Genomic DNA, 16343 nt, shown 5'->3' on the forward strand with positions numbered 1-16343 from the left:
CAACCCCTTGTATCGCTATATATTTATTTACATATCGATTGCAGACGAATGCCCTTCGCCACGTTATACCAATGAGAAATAATTAAGATTTTCTTTATAAAGAAAACAGAGTATCTGTTGCTTCGACGAATAAAGAGGAATACCGGTCTGACGATAAGAAAATAAATAACGCAGACGACGTAAAATAAATAACGCCCGGCATGATATGACCGTGAATCGATTATTTTTGATGGGGAACGATAAATAACGCGGGTTACCGATCAGGACGAGGAGAGTGCGTTTCTCAACAATGTCGCCAACGCGATAATGGCGTTTTCCGTTTTCTCCTGCCATTCGAAAGAGGTATTGATACGAAAGTAGCGGTCAAACTTATCGCTGGTCGTGAACATGCGGCCCGGCGCGATACTGATATTCAGAGCCAGTGCCTGCTGATACAGGTCAATACTGTTGATGCCATCTGGCAACCCCAGCCACAGAAAATAGCCACCATCGGCGTAGTAAATATCCACACCGGCCGGGAAATGCGCTTTCATTGCCAGATATAAGCGGTGTTTGCGTTGCTCCAGCGTACGCCGCAGACGCCGCAGATGACTATCGTAGCTACTGGTCGCCAGATAATCGGCCACCGCCAATTGCATCGGTGCACTGGCAGACAGCGTGCTCATCAGTTGCAGCCGCTGGACACCTTGTGCAAAGCGACCTGCCGCCACCCAGCCAACACGAAATCCGGCGACCAGATTTTTTGAAAACGAAGAGCAGTGCAATACCTGCCCTTGCGTATCCAACGCTTTGACCGGCAGCGGACGATGGGGGCCGGCGTACAGCTCGCTGTAGACATCATCTTCAATCAACGGTACCTGATGTTCGCTCAACAGCGCGGCCAGTTGCTGCTTTTTCTCCCATGCCAGCGTACAACCAAGCGGGTTATGAAAATTGGTCATCAGCCAGCAGGCGCGGATCGGATAGTCCTGCAATGCCTGTCGCAATGCCGCCAGATCAATACCGGTATGCGGATGGGTGGCGATAGCAATCGCCTTCAACTGCAAACGTTCGATAGCCTGCAATGCGCCGTAAAACGACGGCGACTCCACCACCACATAATCGCCGGGCCGGGTCAACATTTGCAGGCTGAGGTTCAGTGACTCCATGGCGCCACTGGTAATGACTATTTCCTCCGGCGATACCGCGATACCTTGCAGCGCATAACGCTGGGCTATCTGTTTGCGTAAACGTTCATTGCCGGGCGGCAGGTTATCCAGCGCACTCTCCGGTTGCATACGGCGTGCTACCGTCGCCAATGAACGGGTTAACTGGCGCTGAGGAAACAACCGGGGATCGGGAAAAGCCGACCCAAACGGCACCACGCCGGGCGAACGGCTGGCGTGCAGCACATCAAAAATGAAGCGGTTAACGTCAACATTTTCCGTCAGATGCACCGCTTCACCCTCGCTCACTGGCGCAGACGGGCGTTCAATGCGCGGGGCGGCGTAATAACCCGATTGCGGGCGCGACACAATCCAGCCCTGACTTTCCAGTAGCTGATAGGCATGCAGCACCGTCATCAGACTCAGGCCCGAATGCACCGCCTTTTCGCGCAACGACGGCAGTTTTTCCCCCGGTTGCCAGATACCCGACTGTAACTGCTCGCGCATCTGGTCAGCCAGTTGTTCGAACTTAGCCAGTGTCATGCTCCTTAGCGGGACAACGCCTGCCGGACAAAATCCAGCAGCAACCGCCGCGCCCACACCGGCTCAGCGCTATGGGTTATTTCCGGCAAGGCGCAGTGTCGCAGGCAGGCGTTCATTACTGCAGCATCCATCTCGGGGTGAAACTGGAATGACAAGGTATGCGGCGTGTAACGAATAATCTGGCATCCATCTTGTTCTGACGCCGCCAGCACCTGAGCACCCGGCGGTGGCGTCACCACAGACTGAAGATGGCTGAGGTAAGCGCTAAACTGCGTCGGTACCGCCGTCAGCAACGCGTCATTCGCGGCATGGTCATGCAGCGTTACCATCTTAAGCCCCATCTCACGTCCATTCGGGTTATCTGCCACCGTGCCGCCCAACGCATGCGCCAATAACTGATGGCCGTAGCACACGCCCAGCACCGGCAACCCGACCTGCACGCTCTGGCGTAGCCACTCGGCGGTGCGCTCGCTCCAGTCCAGCCGGTCAGTCACCATCGACCAGGAGCCACTGATAATGGCAGCATCATGCTCACTGGGGTGCGGCAAGGCGTCACCAGCGTCTGGCCGCACCACATGCAGTTGCACGTCTTGCGCCGCCAACGCGCTGCAAAACCAGTCAGCCTGCTGACCGACAGCCTGCGCGATAGGCTCGGGGGGTTCACCCATCTGTACGATGAGTAAAGAAGGAGAACGTGATGAGGAGGGACAATCTGCGTTTCGCATCGTCATAGCGCGTCGCTGGCCTCGAAGAACGGTAAACAAGATGAGTTTTGAACGTATCACGCAGGACGCACCCTGTCATCGCTTCATACCGTTGATTTTTATTCACAGCGATAAAAGCGCACAGTCCCTCAACGCGCAGCGGTTGAACGGTAGGCCAGAGAGAAAACATCGTAGAAATAGAGGTACCCCTTGGTTTGCAACAAACGGGCGATCCCCTCTTTTACCGCGGCGGCGACCTGTGGATTATGCAGCAAGGCCTCCAGCGTCTGTGCCGACACATGGCGACTGTTATACCACTCGCCGTTGTAGCACACCCGCAGATCCAGCGTGTCGATATCGTCAAAGCGATAGCGCGGGTTGATATCCATCGACATCGCCAGCGACATCAGCGCCAGAAACAACGTAAACCCCACCACATAAGGCAGGCCGAAATAGGGTGCGTACCACAAAATCAACGCCACCGGCACATAACTCGCCAGCATGCCGCCGAACAAGTAAGGGTGGGTTACCATAAACCGGCGACTGAAACGGATGCGATTATCGCGCCGTTCCTCACGATTCAGACGTTCGATTTCTTCATTCAGAATACGTTTCACTTCGTCCATACCGAATCCTCTGCCGCTGCGTATTGGTGCGCAACGGTAGCACGGCGCACCCCATCAGAACAGATACAGTCCGGTGAAAAAAAGCTATAACAGTTACCCTTGTGTTGACAGACGGCTGGCGGCAATCAACGCCTGCCCCAGCGCCAGCCCACCGTCGCCGGCCGGTAAACGTGACGGCATCAGCAACGTCACATCCGCCAGCCGTTCACGCAGCAGTGCAACCAGCAAACGGTTATGCATCACCCCACCTGAGCACACCACCGTATTCAGCCCATACTCCCGTAATGCCTGACGCACCAGTGCCGCCAGCCCGTCAGCCAACGCCACATGAAACGCAAACGCACGGTCAGCCGGTGTCGCGTGCCAGGCCAGAAACTGCCGCCAGAACGTAGCCAGATCTAACTGGTAGCCGGATAACGGTAGCGTCACCGGCGATCGGGTCTGTTGATGTTGCCGGGCCAGCGCTTCCAGCCAGCATGCCGCCTCCCCTTCCCAGCTTTGTTCGCCGTCAAACCCACAGGCGGCGGCAACGGCATCAAACAACCGGCCAGCGGATGAAGCCAGCGGCGCATTCAGGCCACGCTCAATAGCACGCGTCAGCAACGGCCGCGCCGCGACAGGAATCACACCCGCTTGCGGCAGTGACGCCCAATCCGGTACAAATGCCAGAAACTGCGCCAGTAGATTACGCCACGGCTGGCGTGCCGCCAGGTCGCCGCCCGGCAGCGCCACCGCAGGCAACCCGCCCAGATGCTGGCACTGGCTGTAATCCACCAACAAGCACTCACCGCCCCACCAGCGGTTATCACCGCCATAGCCGATACCATCCAACGCCAGCCCGATGACCGGCCCGGCATCACGCGGCCAGCGGTGTTCCGCCAGACAGGCAACGATATGCGCGTGATGGTGCAGCACCTCGATACAGGGGATGCCCAACTGTTGCGCCTGTTGCTGCCCTAAACGACGGCTGACATACCCCGGGTGGGCATCCACCGCGATGGCCTGCGGGGTAAACCGGTAGATATCAGCAAACAGCCTTTGCGCCTGCTGGTACTGCTGTTCCACCTCGTCATCAGCCAGATCGCCCAGGTGCTGGCTGACGATGGCAGAGCCATCACGCAGCAGGCAGAAGGTATTTTTGAGGTCGGCCCCCATGGCGAGTAACGCGGACTGTTGGCTAAACCCCGGCGGCAGCGGCAGGGCATCCGGCACGTAGCCGCGTGCGCGCCGCAGCATCTCCGCCTGCTCGCCTTGTATTCTCACCACCGAGTCATCGGCCCGCTGCACAATATCGCGATCATGCAGCAACCACAGGTCAGCGATAGCCGCCAGTTCAGCCAGCGCCTGCGTGTTATCCAGCGCGGGCGGTTTACCACTGGCATTGCCAGAGGTCATCACCAGCGGTCGACCCACCGCCGCCAACAGCATGTGCTGCAATGGGTTGGCAGGCAGCATCAATCCCACTTCATCCAGACCGGGGGCAATGCCCGCTGCCAGTACGCCATCGTGGCGCAGCGGTAGCAGCACGACAGGTGCCGCCGGGCTTTTCATCAGACGCAGCGCGGGCGCGGGGTTTTCCGCTCGACTGCATTGCTCGAGCCAGTCAGCACCCGGCAACATCACCGCCAGCGGCTTGGCCGGGCGGTGTTTACGCTCACGCAGTCGTGCCACCGCCTGCGCATGGGTAGCGTCACAAGCCAGATGAAAACCACCCAGCCCTTTTACTGCCACAATCTGCCCGGCACATAATGCGGCGGCCGCTTGCATAATAGCGTCATCGCCACGTACCACGACACCCGAGGCATCACTCAGCCACACCTGCGGCCCGCAGGTTGGGCAGGCGTTGGGTTGAGCATGAAAACGCCGATCCGCCGGATGTTGGTATTCCTGCTGACAGGTGGGGCAAAACGGGAACATCGCCATCGCCGTATTCGGGCGGTCATATGGCATCTGGCGGATGATAGTAAAACGCGGGCCGCAATGGGTGCAGTTGATAAACGGATAACGGTAGCGACGATCGCGCGGATCAAACAGCTCCTGACGGCAGGCGTCACAGGTCGCCGCATCCGGGACAATGTGGGTATCCATCTGCCCGGCACCGCTGTGTTCAATGATGAAATCGTCCGGCGGTGTTGCCCAGCAATAAGGCTGACAGGTGACCTGGTCAATCTGCGCCAGCGGCGGGCACTCAGCGTATAACGCAGCGATGAAATCCGCCTCGGCGCTCACCGGCCACAGCCGGACTAACACCCCCGCGCCGTCATTCAGCACACTGCCTTTGGCACCAAGCCGGTGAGCAATTTGCCAGACATAAGGCCGAAACCCCACCCCCTGCACTTTGCCCTTAACGCGAATTTCAACGCCTGATGTCGTCTGTACATTAATTGCTGACATAGGTAAGAACCTATACTTGGGATCTATAGGATGAAGTTTCTACAGCAAAGACACGAATGTTCGTCTTTTCTGCGTCAAAAACTGTGCTGAGGTGGGCGACTTCGCCGGGTGAGCCGCATGGATGCGGCGAAAGCCCGTGCCGCGTCGGGAATGCGTCACGGGCGGCCCGAACAGCGAAGGCGAACGCCGAAGGCACCGCGCAGCGGCACAGTTTAGCTACCAGCCAGTGGTCAAGGAGAGGCGGCGTTTGAGCCTCTCCTTGTCGTGCGTGCGACGAAATAACAGAGAAACCATATGGCTTATCGCGCACGAAATCCCTCACTATCTTGTCGATAAAAACAGTTCGGCTGTTTATCAACAGCTGCTTGTCAGCAAATCCTCGGCATGGGCTCGCTGTGGGGTAAATCCAGCAGGCGGGAGGTGCCGAATACGCCGCACAGGCGTACCTGTTTTTTGTCGGTGACGCTGCCGATTACCGCGGCATCGCGTCCCAATGGGTGAGACTGTAAAACGTCCAGGACCCGGCTTTCCGCTTCTGGCGACACCGCCAGCACCAGTTTACCTTCATTGGCGAAATTGAGCGCTTCCAGCCCCAGCAGTTCACAGATACCACGCACCGCCGTTTTGACCGGTAACGCGCTCTCTTGTATTTCCATGCCGCAACCACTGGCTTGTGCGAATTCGTGCAGGATCGCCGTCACCCCGCCACGGGTGGCATCGCGCAGAGCGCGTACGCCATCAATCTCGCGCAGTGGCGCAATCAACGGTGCCAGTACCGCGCAATCGCTGGTCAATTCGGCCTCCAGCCCCAGCTTTTCACGCAAATTCAGGATGGTGGCACCGTGATCCCCCAGCGTACCACTGACGATCAAACGGTCACCGGGGCGAATTTCACCGGTTCCCCACTGCACATGCGGCGGAATCACGCCAATACCGGCGGTATTGATGAAAATTTTGTCCGCCGCACCGCGCGGCACCACTTTGGTATCACCAGTGACGATCTGGATGCCAGCCTCGCGGGCAGTTTGTGCCATCGAGCTGACGATGCGCAGCAGCGTTTCTCCCGCCAGCCCTTCCTCCAGAATAAAACCACAGGAGAGATAACGCGGCACAGCACCACTGACCGCCAGATCGTTGGCGGTACCACATACCGCCAGCTTGCCGATATTACCGCCGGGAAATTCGATCGGGTCGATAACATAGCTGTCGGTGGTAAACGCCAGCCGATCGCCTTCGGCATTCAGCTCCGCCAGCGATAAACGCGCCTGATCTTCACGTTCCGCTAATAATGGGTTATCGAACGCCTGCAGGAACAGACCTTCGATCAGTTGCTGCATCGCCTGCCCACCGCTGCCATGCGCCAGGGTAATCTCTTTTGGCAATAAGGTGTTCTTCATCAGGCGCACTCCCGTCGATATTGGTAATAAGCGGCACAAGCGCCTTCTGAGGACACCATCAACGCGCCGATAGCATTTTGCGGCGTACAACGCTGCCCAAACAACGGGCAATCACCCGGTTTGCAACGCCCGGTGAGCACATCACCGCAACGTGACAGCGGCTCATCCGCCACCTGCTGCTGCTGTGGTTTAAAACGGCGCTCAGCATCAAATGCCGCATACTCTGCCCGCAACTGCATACCGGAATTGGCAATTTCGCCCAACCCACGCCATTCACTGCTGGCCTTGGTTTCAAATACCTCGGCCATCGCCTGCTGCGCCAGCGTATTGCCACTGTCCGGCACGATACGACGATACTGGTTTTCCACTTCGCAACGTTCATCATGCAGTTGTTGCACCAGCATCAGCAGCGCTTGCAGGATATCCAACGGCTCGAAACCGGTGACCACAAACGGTTTATGGAACTGCTCGCACAGCGGTTGATAAGGATACGCACCAATCACCATGCTGACATGCCCCGGCGCCAGGAAACCGTCGATACGCAAATCGGGTTGCTCCAGCAGGCTTCTCAGCGTGGGAATGATAGTGATGTGTTGGCAAAACAGCGAAAAATTATCGATACCGCGACGTTTGGCTTGTTGCAGGGTCAGTGCGGTGCTCGGCATGGTGGTTTCAAATCCCAGGCCGAAAAACACCACTTGTCGATCAGGGTGTTGCTCCGCCAGCGCCAGCGCATCCAGCGGGGAATAAACCACCCGGACATCAGCGCCGTGGCGTCGGGCATCCTGCAACGATCCATTACGACCCGGCACCCGCATAGCGTCGCCGAAGGTACAAAAGATCACGTCAGGGCGAGCGGCTATCTCCAGACAAGCATCGATCCGCCCCATCGGCAGTACGCACACCGGACAACCCGGCCCGTGCACAAACTCAATTTCCGGCGGCAATAGCCGGTCGATACCGAACTTAAAAATGGCATGGGTATGCCCGCCGCACACCTCCATCAGTTGCAATGGGCGCGCCTTTAACTGCGGCATGTCGTCAACCAACGCCTGAATGCGCTGTAACAACGATTTCGCCAGTTCGGGATCACGAAATTCATCAACGTACTGCATAAATGGCTCCGGTTTGCCTGACTTCATCCAGCTCCAGTCCAACCGCCTGCATGGATTGCAGCGCCGCCAGCGTTTCCTGCGCTTCCTGCTCATCGAGCAGACTCATGGCGAAACCGACGTGCACCAGTACCCACTGCCCTACCAACTCTGCCGGGTCGCCTTCGCATACCAACGCAATATTGACCTCGCGCTGTACACCACACACATCCACCCGTGCCGGATAATGTAAATCCGGCCCGACAGCGACCACTTTACCGGGAACGCCCAAACACATGGTTAGACTCCTGACAGCAGTGACGGTTGTGACGGCGTTTGCGCCCCCATAAGCTGGGCTTCCAGCCAGGCCAACCAGGCTTCCATCCCTTCGCCAGTACGCGCTGACAACGCGATTACCTCGATCTGCGGGTTAACGCGACGCGCGTTAGCAACACAAGCGTCGAGATCGAAATCCAGATACGGCAGCAGATCGATCTTATTGATGATCATCAGCGATGCAGCGGCAAACATATGCGGATACTTAAGCGGTTTGTCTTCGCCTTCGGTGACCGACAAGACGGCGATTTTGTGCCGTTCCCCCAAGTCGAAACCAGCCGGACACACCAGGTTGCCAACGTTTTCGATAAACAGCAGGCTCTGGTTTGGCAACTGCAATCGGTGCATGGCGTCATGCACCATCTGTGCATCCAGATGACAGCCTTTGCCGGTATTAACCTGAATCGCCGGTACACCGGTGGCCCGAATACGTTCGGCGTCGTTCGTGGTTTGCTGGTCGCCTTCGATCACTGCGCACGGCACGCGCTCGCGCAGCAAGTGCAAGGTATTGGTCAGCAGCGTGGTTTTCCCGGAACCGGGGCTGGACACCAGATTCAACGCCAGAATCTGGTCGGCGTCGAAATGCTCGCGGTTATGCGCCGCCAGTTGGTTGTTTTTACTCAGCACATCCATTTCTATCTGTAGCAGTCGTTGCTGACCGACACCCGGCGCATGGGTGCCTGCCGCGCCCTGCCCATAGTGCAGATGATTTTCCTGCTCTACCGGCTGGAACCGTTCTTCCTGCTGATGGTGTTCGTGTGAATGTGCGTGATGGTCATGACCATGATGAGCATGGCTGTAATGAGCATGCTCATGGTGGTGATCATGGTTGTCGTGATCATGGTGGTCATGCGAATCGTGCGTATGGGCATGATGCTCATGCGCGTGACGCACGGCCAGCGGACGTGATGCGCCATGATAATGATGGTGTACGTCGCCGTGGTGATAATAGTAATGGTGATGATGGATAATCACACTGGGCGCGGGCGCTACGTCGTCATGATGATGGTCATGCCCGTGATCGTGGTCATGATGGTGAGGATGCGAATGCGCATGATCATGACTGTGGCTATGTTCGTGGTGGTGATCGTGCGTATGGGGATGGTGGTGTGAATGCGCAGGTTCATCGCCCTCTATCCGGCGTTCTCCTTCGCCACAACCGCATGTGGTACACATTGATACGACTCCTCCGGTCAACCAGACCGCTTTCTACTGATGACACGTCGCGTTGAAAACGTAGCGTGTTTTATTCAACCGCCAGTTGCTTGAGTTGCAGGCTATCGCCTCCGCTTTCAACTCGCAGGCTATGGCTGCCGCAATGCGGACAGCCGCTGTCGTGGTGGGTCACTTCCACTGGCTGGCTACACTCCCAACACCAGGCCTGTGCCGGACGCACCGACACATGCAACTGGCAGCCTTCTGCCATGGTTTCACGGCAGACCGACTCAAAGCAGAACTGCAACGCACTTTCTTCAATGCAAGACAGCGCGCCGATTTCCAACCAGACGCCGGTAACCCGGCGGGCACCATGTTGACGCGCCTGCTGTTCAATCAACTCCAGTGCGTTGTAGCACAAGGACACTTCATGCATGCCGCTGACTCCGATAACGGCTGAACAGCGCGCGGCGACTCAGGTTCTCTGGCGCATCGGCATCCTGCACCGGCAATGACAACGCCATACGTGCGCTTTGTTGTGCCAACTGCAACGCCTGTTCCGCACCGAGTGCCGAGTCCAGCGGCGACATCAGTGAACAGGACAGATACTGCTGCCCGTCATCACTTTCGCTGACCACAAACTTCATGCTGCCGCACGGCAGCGCTAATGCCAGTCGGGTGGACAGCTCACGTCGGGGCCATTGTTGCCCCGGCCCCGGCAGCACCAGCAGACTCAACATCCACGGCGTCAACAGGCAACCGAACCACTGCTGTTCAAACAGGGTAAATCCACAGGCCCGCACCGGAATACCGTCACGATAAAACGGCAACAACCGCATGCGTTCTTGCGCAATACGATTGAACTCGGCTTCCAGCCAGGCCACCGGACTCTGATCATGCCCCGCAATCCACGCCAATTCTTTGCGCTCATCGGGTATTACCGACGGATTATTACCGCCATCGTGTGGCGAAGCAGAAAAAATATCAGTCACCACACACCTCCTGCGCGGTTTTCTCCGTCACCGTCACGCCACTTTGACGCAGCGCGACGATAATGTGCTGTAACGCCGGCTCCAGCGCCCGGGTCACGGTATCGGACAAGCCGATACCGGAATCGAGCGCTTCCGGCTCTACGCCAACCAGTGTCAGTTGGCGGGGAAATTCACCGGTCAGTTGCAACGCCATCAGCACATCAGCCAGACCTAACTGGTGCGGGGAGATCTTGCGGGTAAACAACGCCGGAACTTCACGGTCACGCAGCACCGTCACACTGCCCGGTGCCTTGCCGGTCAATACCGCATCGGCAACGATCAGGTGATCACGCCCGGCCATGCATTCCATCAGCTCCATGCCGCAGGTGCCACCGTCCACCACATCAATGGCGGGTGTGCAGTCAAAGCACTGCTCCAGTTGTTCCACCAGACGCACCCCAACCCCTTCATCACTCAGCAAAATATTGCCGATCCCCAACACCAGTATATTCATCACAGCACCTTCACCCGCGTCACTTCATTGCCATTCACGGTATCCACTACGTGCACCGCACAAGACATACAAGGGTCGAAGGAGTGGATGGTACGTACCACTTCCAACGGCTTATGCGGGTCCGCCACCGGTGTACCGACCAGCGACTGCTCGTACGGGCCGGGCTTGTCCTCACCGTTACGTGGGCAGGATGTCCAGGTCGACGGCACTACCGCCTGATAGTTAGTGATTTTGCCGTTTTTAAACACCACCCAGTGCGACAGCATACCGCGCGGCATTTCCCCGAAGCCCACACCGTGAAACTCGGTATCAGGTGAAAAGTCCGGTTTGATGAAGGTCTGATGATCACCTTTACCGATGTTGTCCACCAGCGCCTGCCATTGCTGCGCCAGCGTATCTTTCAGTACGCAGCAGTGCACCGTACGGCCAATCACACGACCCAACGTGGAGTGCAAATGTTTCTCTTCCAGTTGGTGCCCACTGAGCGTCTGATAAGCGGCTTTAACCTGAGAGAAATGGGTCAACGTGTCTTTATGCTTCGCAGCCAGACCGCACAGCAACCAGGCCAGCGGCCCCACTTCCACGGTTTTGCCATAGAAAGTCGGCGATTTCACCCAGGAGTATTTGCCGTCTTCATGCCAGCCGGTGTACTTCGGTCGGGTCAGCCCTTCCCACGGTGCCAGCGGCTGATCGTCCTGATACCAGGCGTGTTTACCGCTCTCACGGATACCGTCTATCAGGAACTTATCGCTGTGGCTGGTGATCGGTCGGTACGTCGACAGATCGCTGTTTTCGATATATCCGCCCGCCAGCAGGAAGCTACCGTTCTTGTTGTCGGTCGGCAGTTCCGGCACGCTCAGGTAATGATCAGCACCGCGTCCCAGCGACAACCACTGTGGGTAATGGGCAGCAATCACCGCGCAGTCCACTTTGTAGACCTGCTCGATAAAATCACCCAACCGGTCGATGAAGCTCTTCACATACATCAACCGTTCCAGATTGAGTACGCTCGGGGCATCCAGATTGATGGGGTTAGCCACACCGCCAACCGCCAGGTTTTGAATATGTGGCGATTTACCACCCAGGATCGCCACGATGCGGTTAGCATCACGCTGGCATTCCAGCGCCTGCAGATAGTGAGCGACGGCAATCAGGTTCACTTCCGGCGGCAACGACATCGCCGGGTGGCCCCAGTAGCCGTTGGCGAAAATACCCAACTGACCGCTGGCAACCAGATCTTTGAGCTTCTGCTGCACTTTGGTGAACTCGGCAGCGGTATTCAGCGGCCACGTGGATAACCCGTTAAGCAGCGTCGCCGCTTTCTGCGGGTCGGCTTTCAACGCGGAGGTCACATCCACCCAGTCGAGCGCCGACAACTGGTAGAAATGCACGATATGGTCATGGATACTGTGCGCGGCCAGAATCAGGTTGCGGATGTACTGGGCGTTGACCGGCACATTCAGGCCAAGCCCATTCTCAACCGCACGCACGGAAGCGATAGCATGCACGGTGGTGCACACGCCGCAGATACGCTGCACGATCATCCAGGCATCACGCGGGTCACGCCCTTTGACAATCTCTTCCATGCCACGCCACATAGTGCCGGATGACCAGGCTTTGGTGACCTTGCCGTTTTCAATTTCGCAATCAATGCGCAGATGCCCTTCGATACGGGTAATGGGATCAATGGTGATGCGTTGGCTCATGCTTTACCTCAGCCTGATGATGCGTATGTTCGCCTTTCAGCGCGGGCAGTACCGGCAGCAGGCGGATTAACAAGATGTAGGCGCAGACCTCAATGGCGACGAAGCCAATGGAAATCAGGATCTCCTGCGCTTTAGGGAAGTAGTGGTAGCCGTTGCCTGGGTTGAACGCCAGCAGCGAATAGCTCAGTCGCCACAGGGCCGCGCCAAACAGCATGCACAGCGCGCTGACGAACAGCCAGCGGGCATCCTGACGGCAGCGTTTCAAGCGCAGCAGCACCAGCGGCAAGACCATCAACGCGGCTTCACACCAGAACATGACCGCAAACCGGTCACCAGCGAACAACAGTGCGGTTTTCTGGTGCCAGATGATTTCACCGAAGCGCAGCACCACAAACAGCAGCACCAGCACATGGGCCAGTCCGGTCAGTTTGCGGAACAGCGCCTGTTCGTCCGGACCACGCCCTTTCAGCCCAGCTTGTACCATCGAGCCTTCGAAAATGACGATCGAAAAGCCCATGATGAACGCGGTCAGCAGCGACAGCAGCGGCAACAGTTCATAGCTTTGCCACAGCGGATGCACTTTATAACCGGCGGAAATCATCAGCGATCCCATCGATGACTGGTGCATCGTCGGCAGTAATGCCCCCAACGCAATGATGAAGAACATCACCTTGTTGAGTCGTTTCAGCGACACCTTCCAACCGAAGCGTTCCAATACGACCGGTGCAAACTCCAGCGCCATCACCCCGATGTAGATAGTCATACATACGGCGGTTTCAAACAGTACCGAGTTGGTATTGAAATAACCGGGGATATAAAAGTACGGCAGGTTCCAGTAACGGCCGACGTCGATGGTGATTGACAGTCCACCCAGCGAATAGCCAAACAGGCTGGCGAGTAACGCCGGACGTACTAATGGGTGGTATTCGCCACGGTTGAATACATACACCGCCCAGGCCAACGCCCAACCGCCACAGGCAAAACCGGTACCGACCAACAGGTCAAACGCGATCCAGATCCCCCACGGGTAGCCGCCGTTCAGATCGGCAACGGAGCCTATCCCCAGAAACAGACGTTTCACGATCAGGATCGCGCAAATCGCCACCAGCGGAGCCAGCAGCATCACCGGCCAGCTCACCAGCCGACCGCCCAACGGACTTGCTTTATGCGCCGTCATGAGGTTTCTCCTGTGAGTCGTCGTGCGTCTCCTCACGCTCAGCACGGGTATTGCGATGCACCAGTACGGATAACCCAGCCAGTACCGCCAGCGGTAACACCATGCCTTTGTACAGCGTGTGCTGGATGTGCTCTGAACGTGCACCGGTAGACAGTGAATCCAACGCGGGCATTTCCAGATTTGAGTACGGCACCCCAGACAACACCAGCACCTGCGTCCCGCCCGCTTCCTTCTCGCCATAGACATAGCGTTCGTAGCGTGGCACGGTGTGCTGGTAGGTGTCTTTCCTGTCCAACGTTTGGCGTGGATAGGCGTATTCATCACCCGGTTTCAGCGCCAGTCGACGTTTTGCTTCCTCCAGCAGTTGCTCACGGGTGCCATAAATCACCGCACCGGTCGGGCAGACTTCCACACACCCCGGCATGCCGCCTTTGTCGAGTCTGGCCAGCTCAGGCTGGTTGCACAGCTCGCATTTGTGGATTTTGCCCAGTGGGTTTTCATAGTCGTACTTCGGCACATCGAACGGGCACGCCACCATGCAATAACGACACCCGGTACAGATGCTGGCGTCGTAATGCACCACGCCGGTTTTCGGGTCTTTTTTCAACGCCGATACCGGACACACCGACACACAGTTGGGATCGACGCAGTGCATGCACTGCTTCTTGATGTAGGCGTAACCGTCTTTTTCCTGATCTTTGTTCTTGCCGTCGCCGCTACGCCACACCTGAATGATGTTGTTGGTGTAAGGGCTGAGCTTGTCATTGTTGGACCAGGTCGCCGCGCCACCGGAATAGACCGTGCTATCCGGTTTATACTCCAGCTTGTTGACCTGCTGGCACTTGCTTACACATGCCTGACAGCCCACGCACAGCGTCGAGTCGTACAGCATGCCGAGCGCACCAGGAATTGGCGGCCGGTTGGTGGCCTGCGCCTGACTGGCAAGCGGCGTCCCCGCCAGCAGTGCTCCCGCGGACGCCAGCTTGAAAAAATTGCGTCTGTTCACGGCTTAACCCTCCCGGGATGCGTTGCCGGCGTCCTGCTGTTTTTGCTGCCGACCCAATTCGCGTACTGCCATCAGGCTGACACCGGCTACCGCCCCCAGCACGCCGCCGATAAGCCCTGTCGCGGTAGCGGAGCTGTTGCCGCCTTCCGGGCTGGTCACCGACGGTTTTTCAACACGTGGCGTCGGATTTTCCACATTCGCCAGTTGGAAAATACCCTTGGTAAAACCGATTCCCTGCTCGTTGCAGCCGTAGCATGGATGCCCAATCCCCACCGGCCAAATGCCGCCGCCCACGTCACAAAACTCCAGCGTCGGGCAGTTGCCGTACGTTTCCGGCCCCTTGCAGCCAAGATGATAGAGGCACCATCCCTGCCGGTGCCCTTCATCGCCAAACTCTTTGGCAAAGCGACCCGCGTCGAAATGCGGACGACGTTCGCAGTTCTCGTGAATCAGGCGGGCATAAGCAAAGGTGGGACGATTCTGGCTGTCGAGTGCGGGCGCACGCTGATAGGTAATGATGTGCGCCACGGTCGCCAGGAAGTTGTGCGGGTTGGGTGGGCAACCGGGAATGTTGATAACGGTTTTACCCGGCAGCACCGCTTGCAAGCTGACGGCTCCCGTTGGGTTAGAACCGCTGGCGGGTACCCCGCCCCAGGCAGAACAAGACCCAATAGCGACGATAGCAGCAGCATGCTCAGCGGCGGCGCGAATATGCTCGACAATCGGCTTACCGGCCACCATGCAATAGATGCCGCCATCTTTCAGCGGGATAGAACCGTCTACCACCAGAACATATTTACCTTTGTACTGTTCGATAGCACGGTGCTTGTTCTCCTCAGCCTGTTCGCCAAACGCGGCAGAGAGGACTTCGTGGTATTCCAGCGAAATGGTATTTAGTAGCAGATTTTCAATGGTCGGGTGGGTAGCACGTAACAGGGATTCGGTACACCCGGTACATTCCTGAGCGCCAATCCAGATCACCGGCGGACGCTGGGGAGACGTCAGTGACTGTGCCATCTCTGCGGCAGCGGCCTCTTTTAACCCCATGGTGGCGGCAAGTGCTGCACATAGCTTCATAAAATCACGGCGATTGATACCGTGATGGGAAAGCATCATATTTTCCCCATTCATTCTTTATTATTCTCCTGTAGCCAAGTCGGAGTAACACATTTCCGTGTCGGCATAGAATAATGAGGAGAATAACGTCACCGACTTGATCTCTATCAATCGGCCGGGGAATAACCATTCTATTTATGCGTCTTCTGTGAAGTTCTTCGCGACATTCCTTTTTTAAAAGCACCGGACTGAGATTAAATGAGAAAATATCTCAATGCGTGACAAACACATATTTTTTTGTGATCCAGAATTGCTTAATCGATTTAACTACGCCTTATATCAGTTATAATAAAATTGTCATAATATTGATTTTAAAGGATTTTATTAAATCATGTTTTTATTTGATTTCATTCTTTAATTATTGATTTATCTTTATCACTCACTTTCGCTTCAATCGGTTACTTTAGCTATTTTACTTTTAAAAGTGTAATTGCAGGATAATATTGCTGCCAGTCGCAAAGA

Annotated in this window: 15 protein-coding genes; all 15 read right to left on the reverse strand. The window is 56.7% G+C overall.

Annotated elements, in window-relative coordinates; genetic code table 11:
* Window positions 1–260: 260 nt before the first annotated feature.
* Window positions 261–1682, reverse strand: a complete 1422-nt coding sequence (locus DZE2538_RS12815; protein WP_023640219.1) for an aminotransferase-like domain-containing protein — start codon at window positions 1680–1682, stop codon at window positions 261–263.
* A gap of 11 nt (window positions 1683–1693) precedes the next feature.
* Window positions 1694–2419 carry a glutamine amidotransferase gene (locus DZE2538_RS12820; protein WP_330217004.1) on the reverse strand — a complete coding sequence of 242 codons (726 nt, stop codon included), beginning with the start codon at window positions 2417–2419 and terminating at the stop codon, window positions 1694–1696.
* A gap of 122 nt (window positions 2420–2541) precedes the next feature.
* On the reverse strand, window positions 2542–3018 hold the full coding sequence (locus tag DZE2538_RS12825; protein ID WP_023640220.1) for a YlaC family protein: 477 nt from the start codon (window positions 3016–3018) through the stop codon (window positions 2542–2544).
* 93 nt (window positions 3019–3111) lie between these two features.
* Window positions 3112–5412: a carbamoyltransferase HypF gene (gene hypF, locus DZE2538_RS12830; RefSeq protein WP_038916514.1), complete on the reverse strand. Its 2301-nt coding sequence runs from the start codon at window positions 5410–5412 to the stop codon at window positions 3112–3114.
* Window positions 5413–5780: 368 nt separating this feature from the next.
* A complete protein-coding gene (hypE, locus tag DZE2538_RS12835) occupies window positions 5781–6809 on the reverse strand; it encodes a hydrogenase expression/formation protein HypE (protein ID WP_019843980.1) in 1029 nt (342 codons plus the stop codon).
* Window positions 6809–7924 carry a hydrogenase formation protein HypD gene (gene hypD, locus DZE2538_RS12840; protein WP_038916515.1) on the reverse strand — a complete coding sequence of 372 codons (1116 nt, stop codon included), beginning with the start codon at window positions 7922–7924 and terminating at the stop codon, window positions 6809–6811. The genes hypE and hypD overlap by 1 nt, the downstream gene beginning before the upstream one ends.
* Window positions 7911–8198, reverse strand: coding sequence for a hydrogenase maturation factor HybG (gene hybG / locus DZE2538_RS12845; RefSeq protein ID WP_013318684.1), 288 nt, complete (start codon window positions 8196–8198; stop codon window positions 7911–7913). Before hybG ends, hypD begins: the two co-directional genes overlap by 14 nt.
* Before the next feature lie 2 nt (window positions 8199–8200).
* The gene (gene hypB / locus DZE2538_RS12850; protein WP_050568687.1) at window positions 8201–9412 is read right to left on the reverse strand and encodes a hydrogenase nickel incorporation protein HypB; all 1212 of its coding nucleotides are present in this window, start codon (window positions 9410–9412) and stop codon (window positions 8201–8203) included.
* Window positions 9413–9482: 70 nt separating this feature from the next.
* Window positions 9483–9827 carry a hydrogenase maturation nickel metallochaperone HypA gene (gene hypA, locus DZE2538_RS12855; protein WP_012885379.1) on the reverse strand — a complete coding sequence of 115 codons (345 nt, stop codon included), beginning with the start codon at window positions 9825–9827 and terminating at the stop codon, window positions 9483–9485.
* Window positions 9820–10329 carry a hydrogenase-2 assembly chaperone gene (gene hybE, locus DZE2538_RS12860; protein ID WP_050563630.1) on the reverse strand — a complete coding sequence of 170 codons (510 nt, stop codon included), beginning with the start codon at window positions 10327–10329 and terminating at the stop codon, window positions 9820–9822. Before hybE ends, hypA begins: the two co-directional genes overlap by 8 nt.
* A gap of 46 nt (window positions 10330–10375) precedes the next feature.
* A complete protein-coding gene (locus DZE2538_RS12865; protein ID WP_019843985.1) occupies window positions 10376–10876 on the reverse strand; it encodes a HyaD/HybD family hydrogenase maturation endopeptidase in 501 nt (166 codons plus the stop codon).
* Entirely contained in the window at window positions 10876–12582 is a 1707-nt protein-coding gene (gene hybC, locus DZE2538_RS12870; RefSeq protein ID WP_016941064.1) for a hydrogenase 2 large subunit, read from the reverse strand. Before hybC ends, DZE2538_RS12865 begins: the two co-directional genes overlap by 1 nt.
* On the reverse strand, window positions 12560–13759 hold the full coding sequence (hybB, locus tag DZE2538_RS12875) for a Ni/Fe-hydrogenase cytochrome b subunit (protein WP_019843986.1): 1200 nt from the start codon (window positions 13757–13759) through the stop codon (window positions 12560–12562). The genes hybC and hybB overlap by 23 nt, the downstream gene beginning before the upstream one ends.
* Window positions 13746–14765 (reverse strand): hydrogenase 2 operon protein HybA, encoded by a 1020-nt coding sequence (hybA, locus tag DZE2538_RS12880; RefSeq protein ID WP_012885384.1) that lies wholly within the window; start codon window positions 14763–14765, stop codon window positions 13746–13748. Before hybA ends, hybB begins: the two co-directional genes overlap by 14 nt.
* A gap of 3 nt (window positions 14766–14768) precedes the next feature.
* Entirely contained in the window at window positions 14769–15896 is a 1128-nt protein-coding gene (gene hybO, locus DZE2538_RS12885; protein ID WP_012885385.1) for a hydrogenase 2 small subunit, read from the reverse strand.
* Between the last annotated feature and the right edge of the window lie 447 nt (window positions 15897–16343).

It is taken from the genome of Dickeya zeae NCPPB 2538 (assembly GCF_000406165.1).
Classification (GTDB): Bacteria; Pseudomonadota; Gammaproteobacteria; order Enterobacterales; family Enterobacteriaceae; genus Dickeya; species Dickeya zeae.

Bases quoted from the DNA above. Each gene is read 5' to 3' on its own strand.
- hybO (WP_012885385.1), bottom strand. From the start codon at position 15,896: ATGAATGGGGAAAATATGATGCTTTCCCATCACGGTATCAATCGCCGT.
- hypE (WP_019843980.1), bottom strand. From the start codon at position 6,809: ATGAAGAACACCTTATTGCCAAAAGAGATTACCCTGGCGCATGGCAGC.
- hypB (WP_050568687.1), bottom strand. From the start codon at position 9,412: ATGTGTACCACATGCGGTTGTGGCGAAGGAGAACGCCGGATAGAGGGC.
- hypF (WP_038916514.1), bottom strand. From the start codon at position 5,412: ATGTCAGCAATTAATGTACAGACGACATCAGGCGTTGAAATTCGCGTT.
- hypD (WP_038916515.1), bottom strand. From the start codon at position 7,924: ATGCAGTACGTTGATGAATTTCGTGATCCCGAACTGGCGAAATCGTTG.
- DZE2538_RS12825 (WP_023640220.1), bottom strand. From the start codon at position 3,018: ATGGACGAAGTGAAACGTATTCTGAATGAAGAAATCGAACGTCTGAAT.
- DZE2538_RS12865 (WP_019843985.1), bottom strand. From the start codon at position 10,876: ATGAATATACTGGTGTTGGGGATCGGCAATATTTTGCTGAGTGATGAA.
- hybB (WP_019843986.1), bottom strand. From the start codon at position 13,759: ATGACGGCGCATAAAGCAAGTCCGTTGGGCGGTCGGCTGGTGAGCTGG.
- hypA (WP_012885379.1), bottom strand. From the start codon at position 9,827: ATGCATGAAGTGTCCTTGTGCTACAACGCACTGGAGTTGATTGAACAG.
- hybG (WP_013318684.1), bottom strand. From the start codon at position 8,198: ATGTGTTTGGGCGTTCCCGGTAAAGTGGTCGCTGTCGGGCCGGATTTA.
- DZE2538_RS12820 (WP_330217004.1), bottom strand. From the start codon at position 2,419: ATGACGATGCGAAACGCAGATTGTCCCTCCTCATCACGTTCTCCTTCT.
- hybC (WP_016941064.1), bottom strand. From the start codon at position 12,582: ATGAGCCAACGCATCACCATTGATCCCATTACCCGTATCGAAGGGCAT.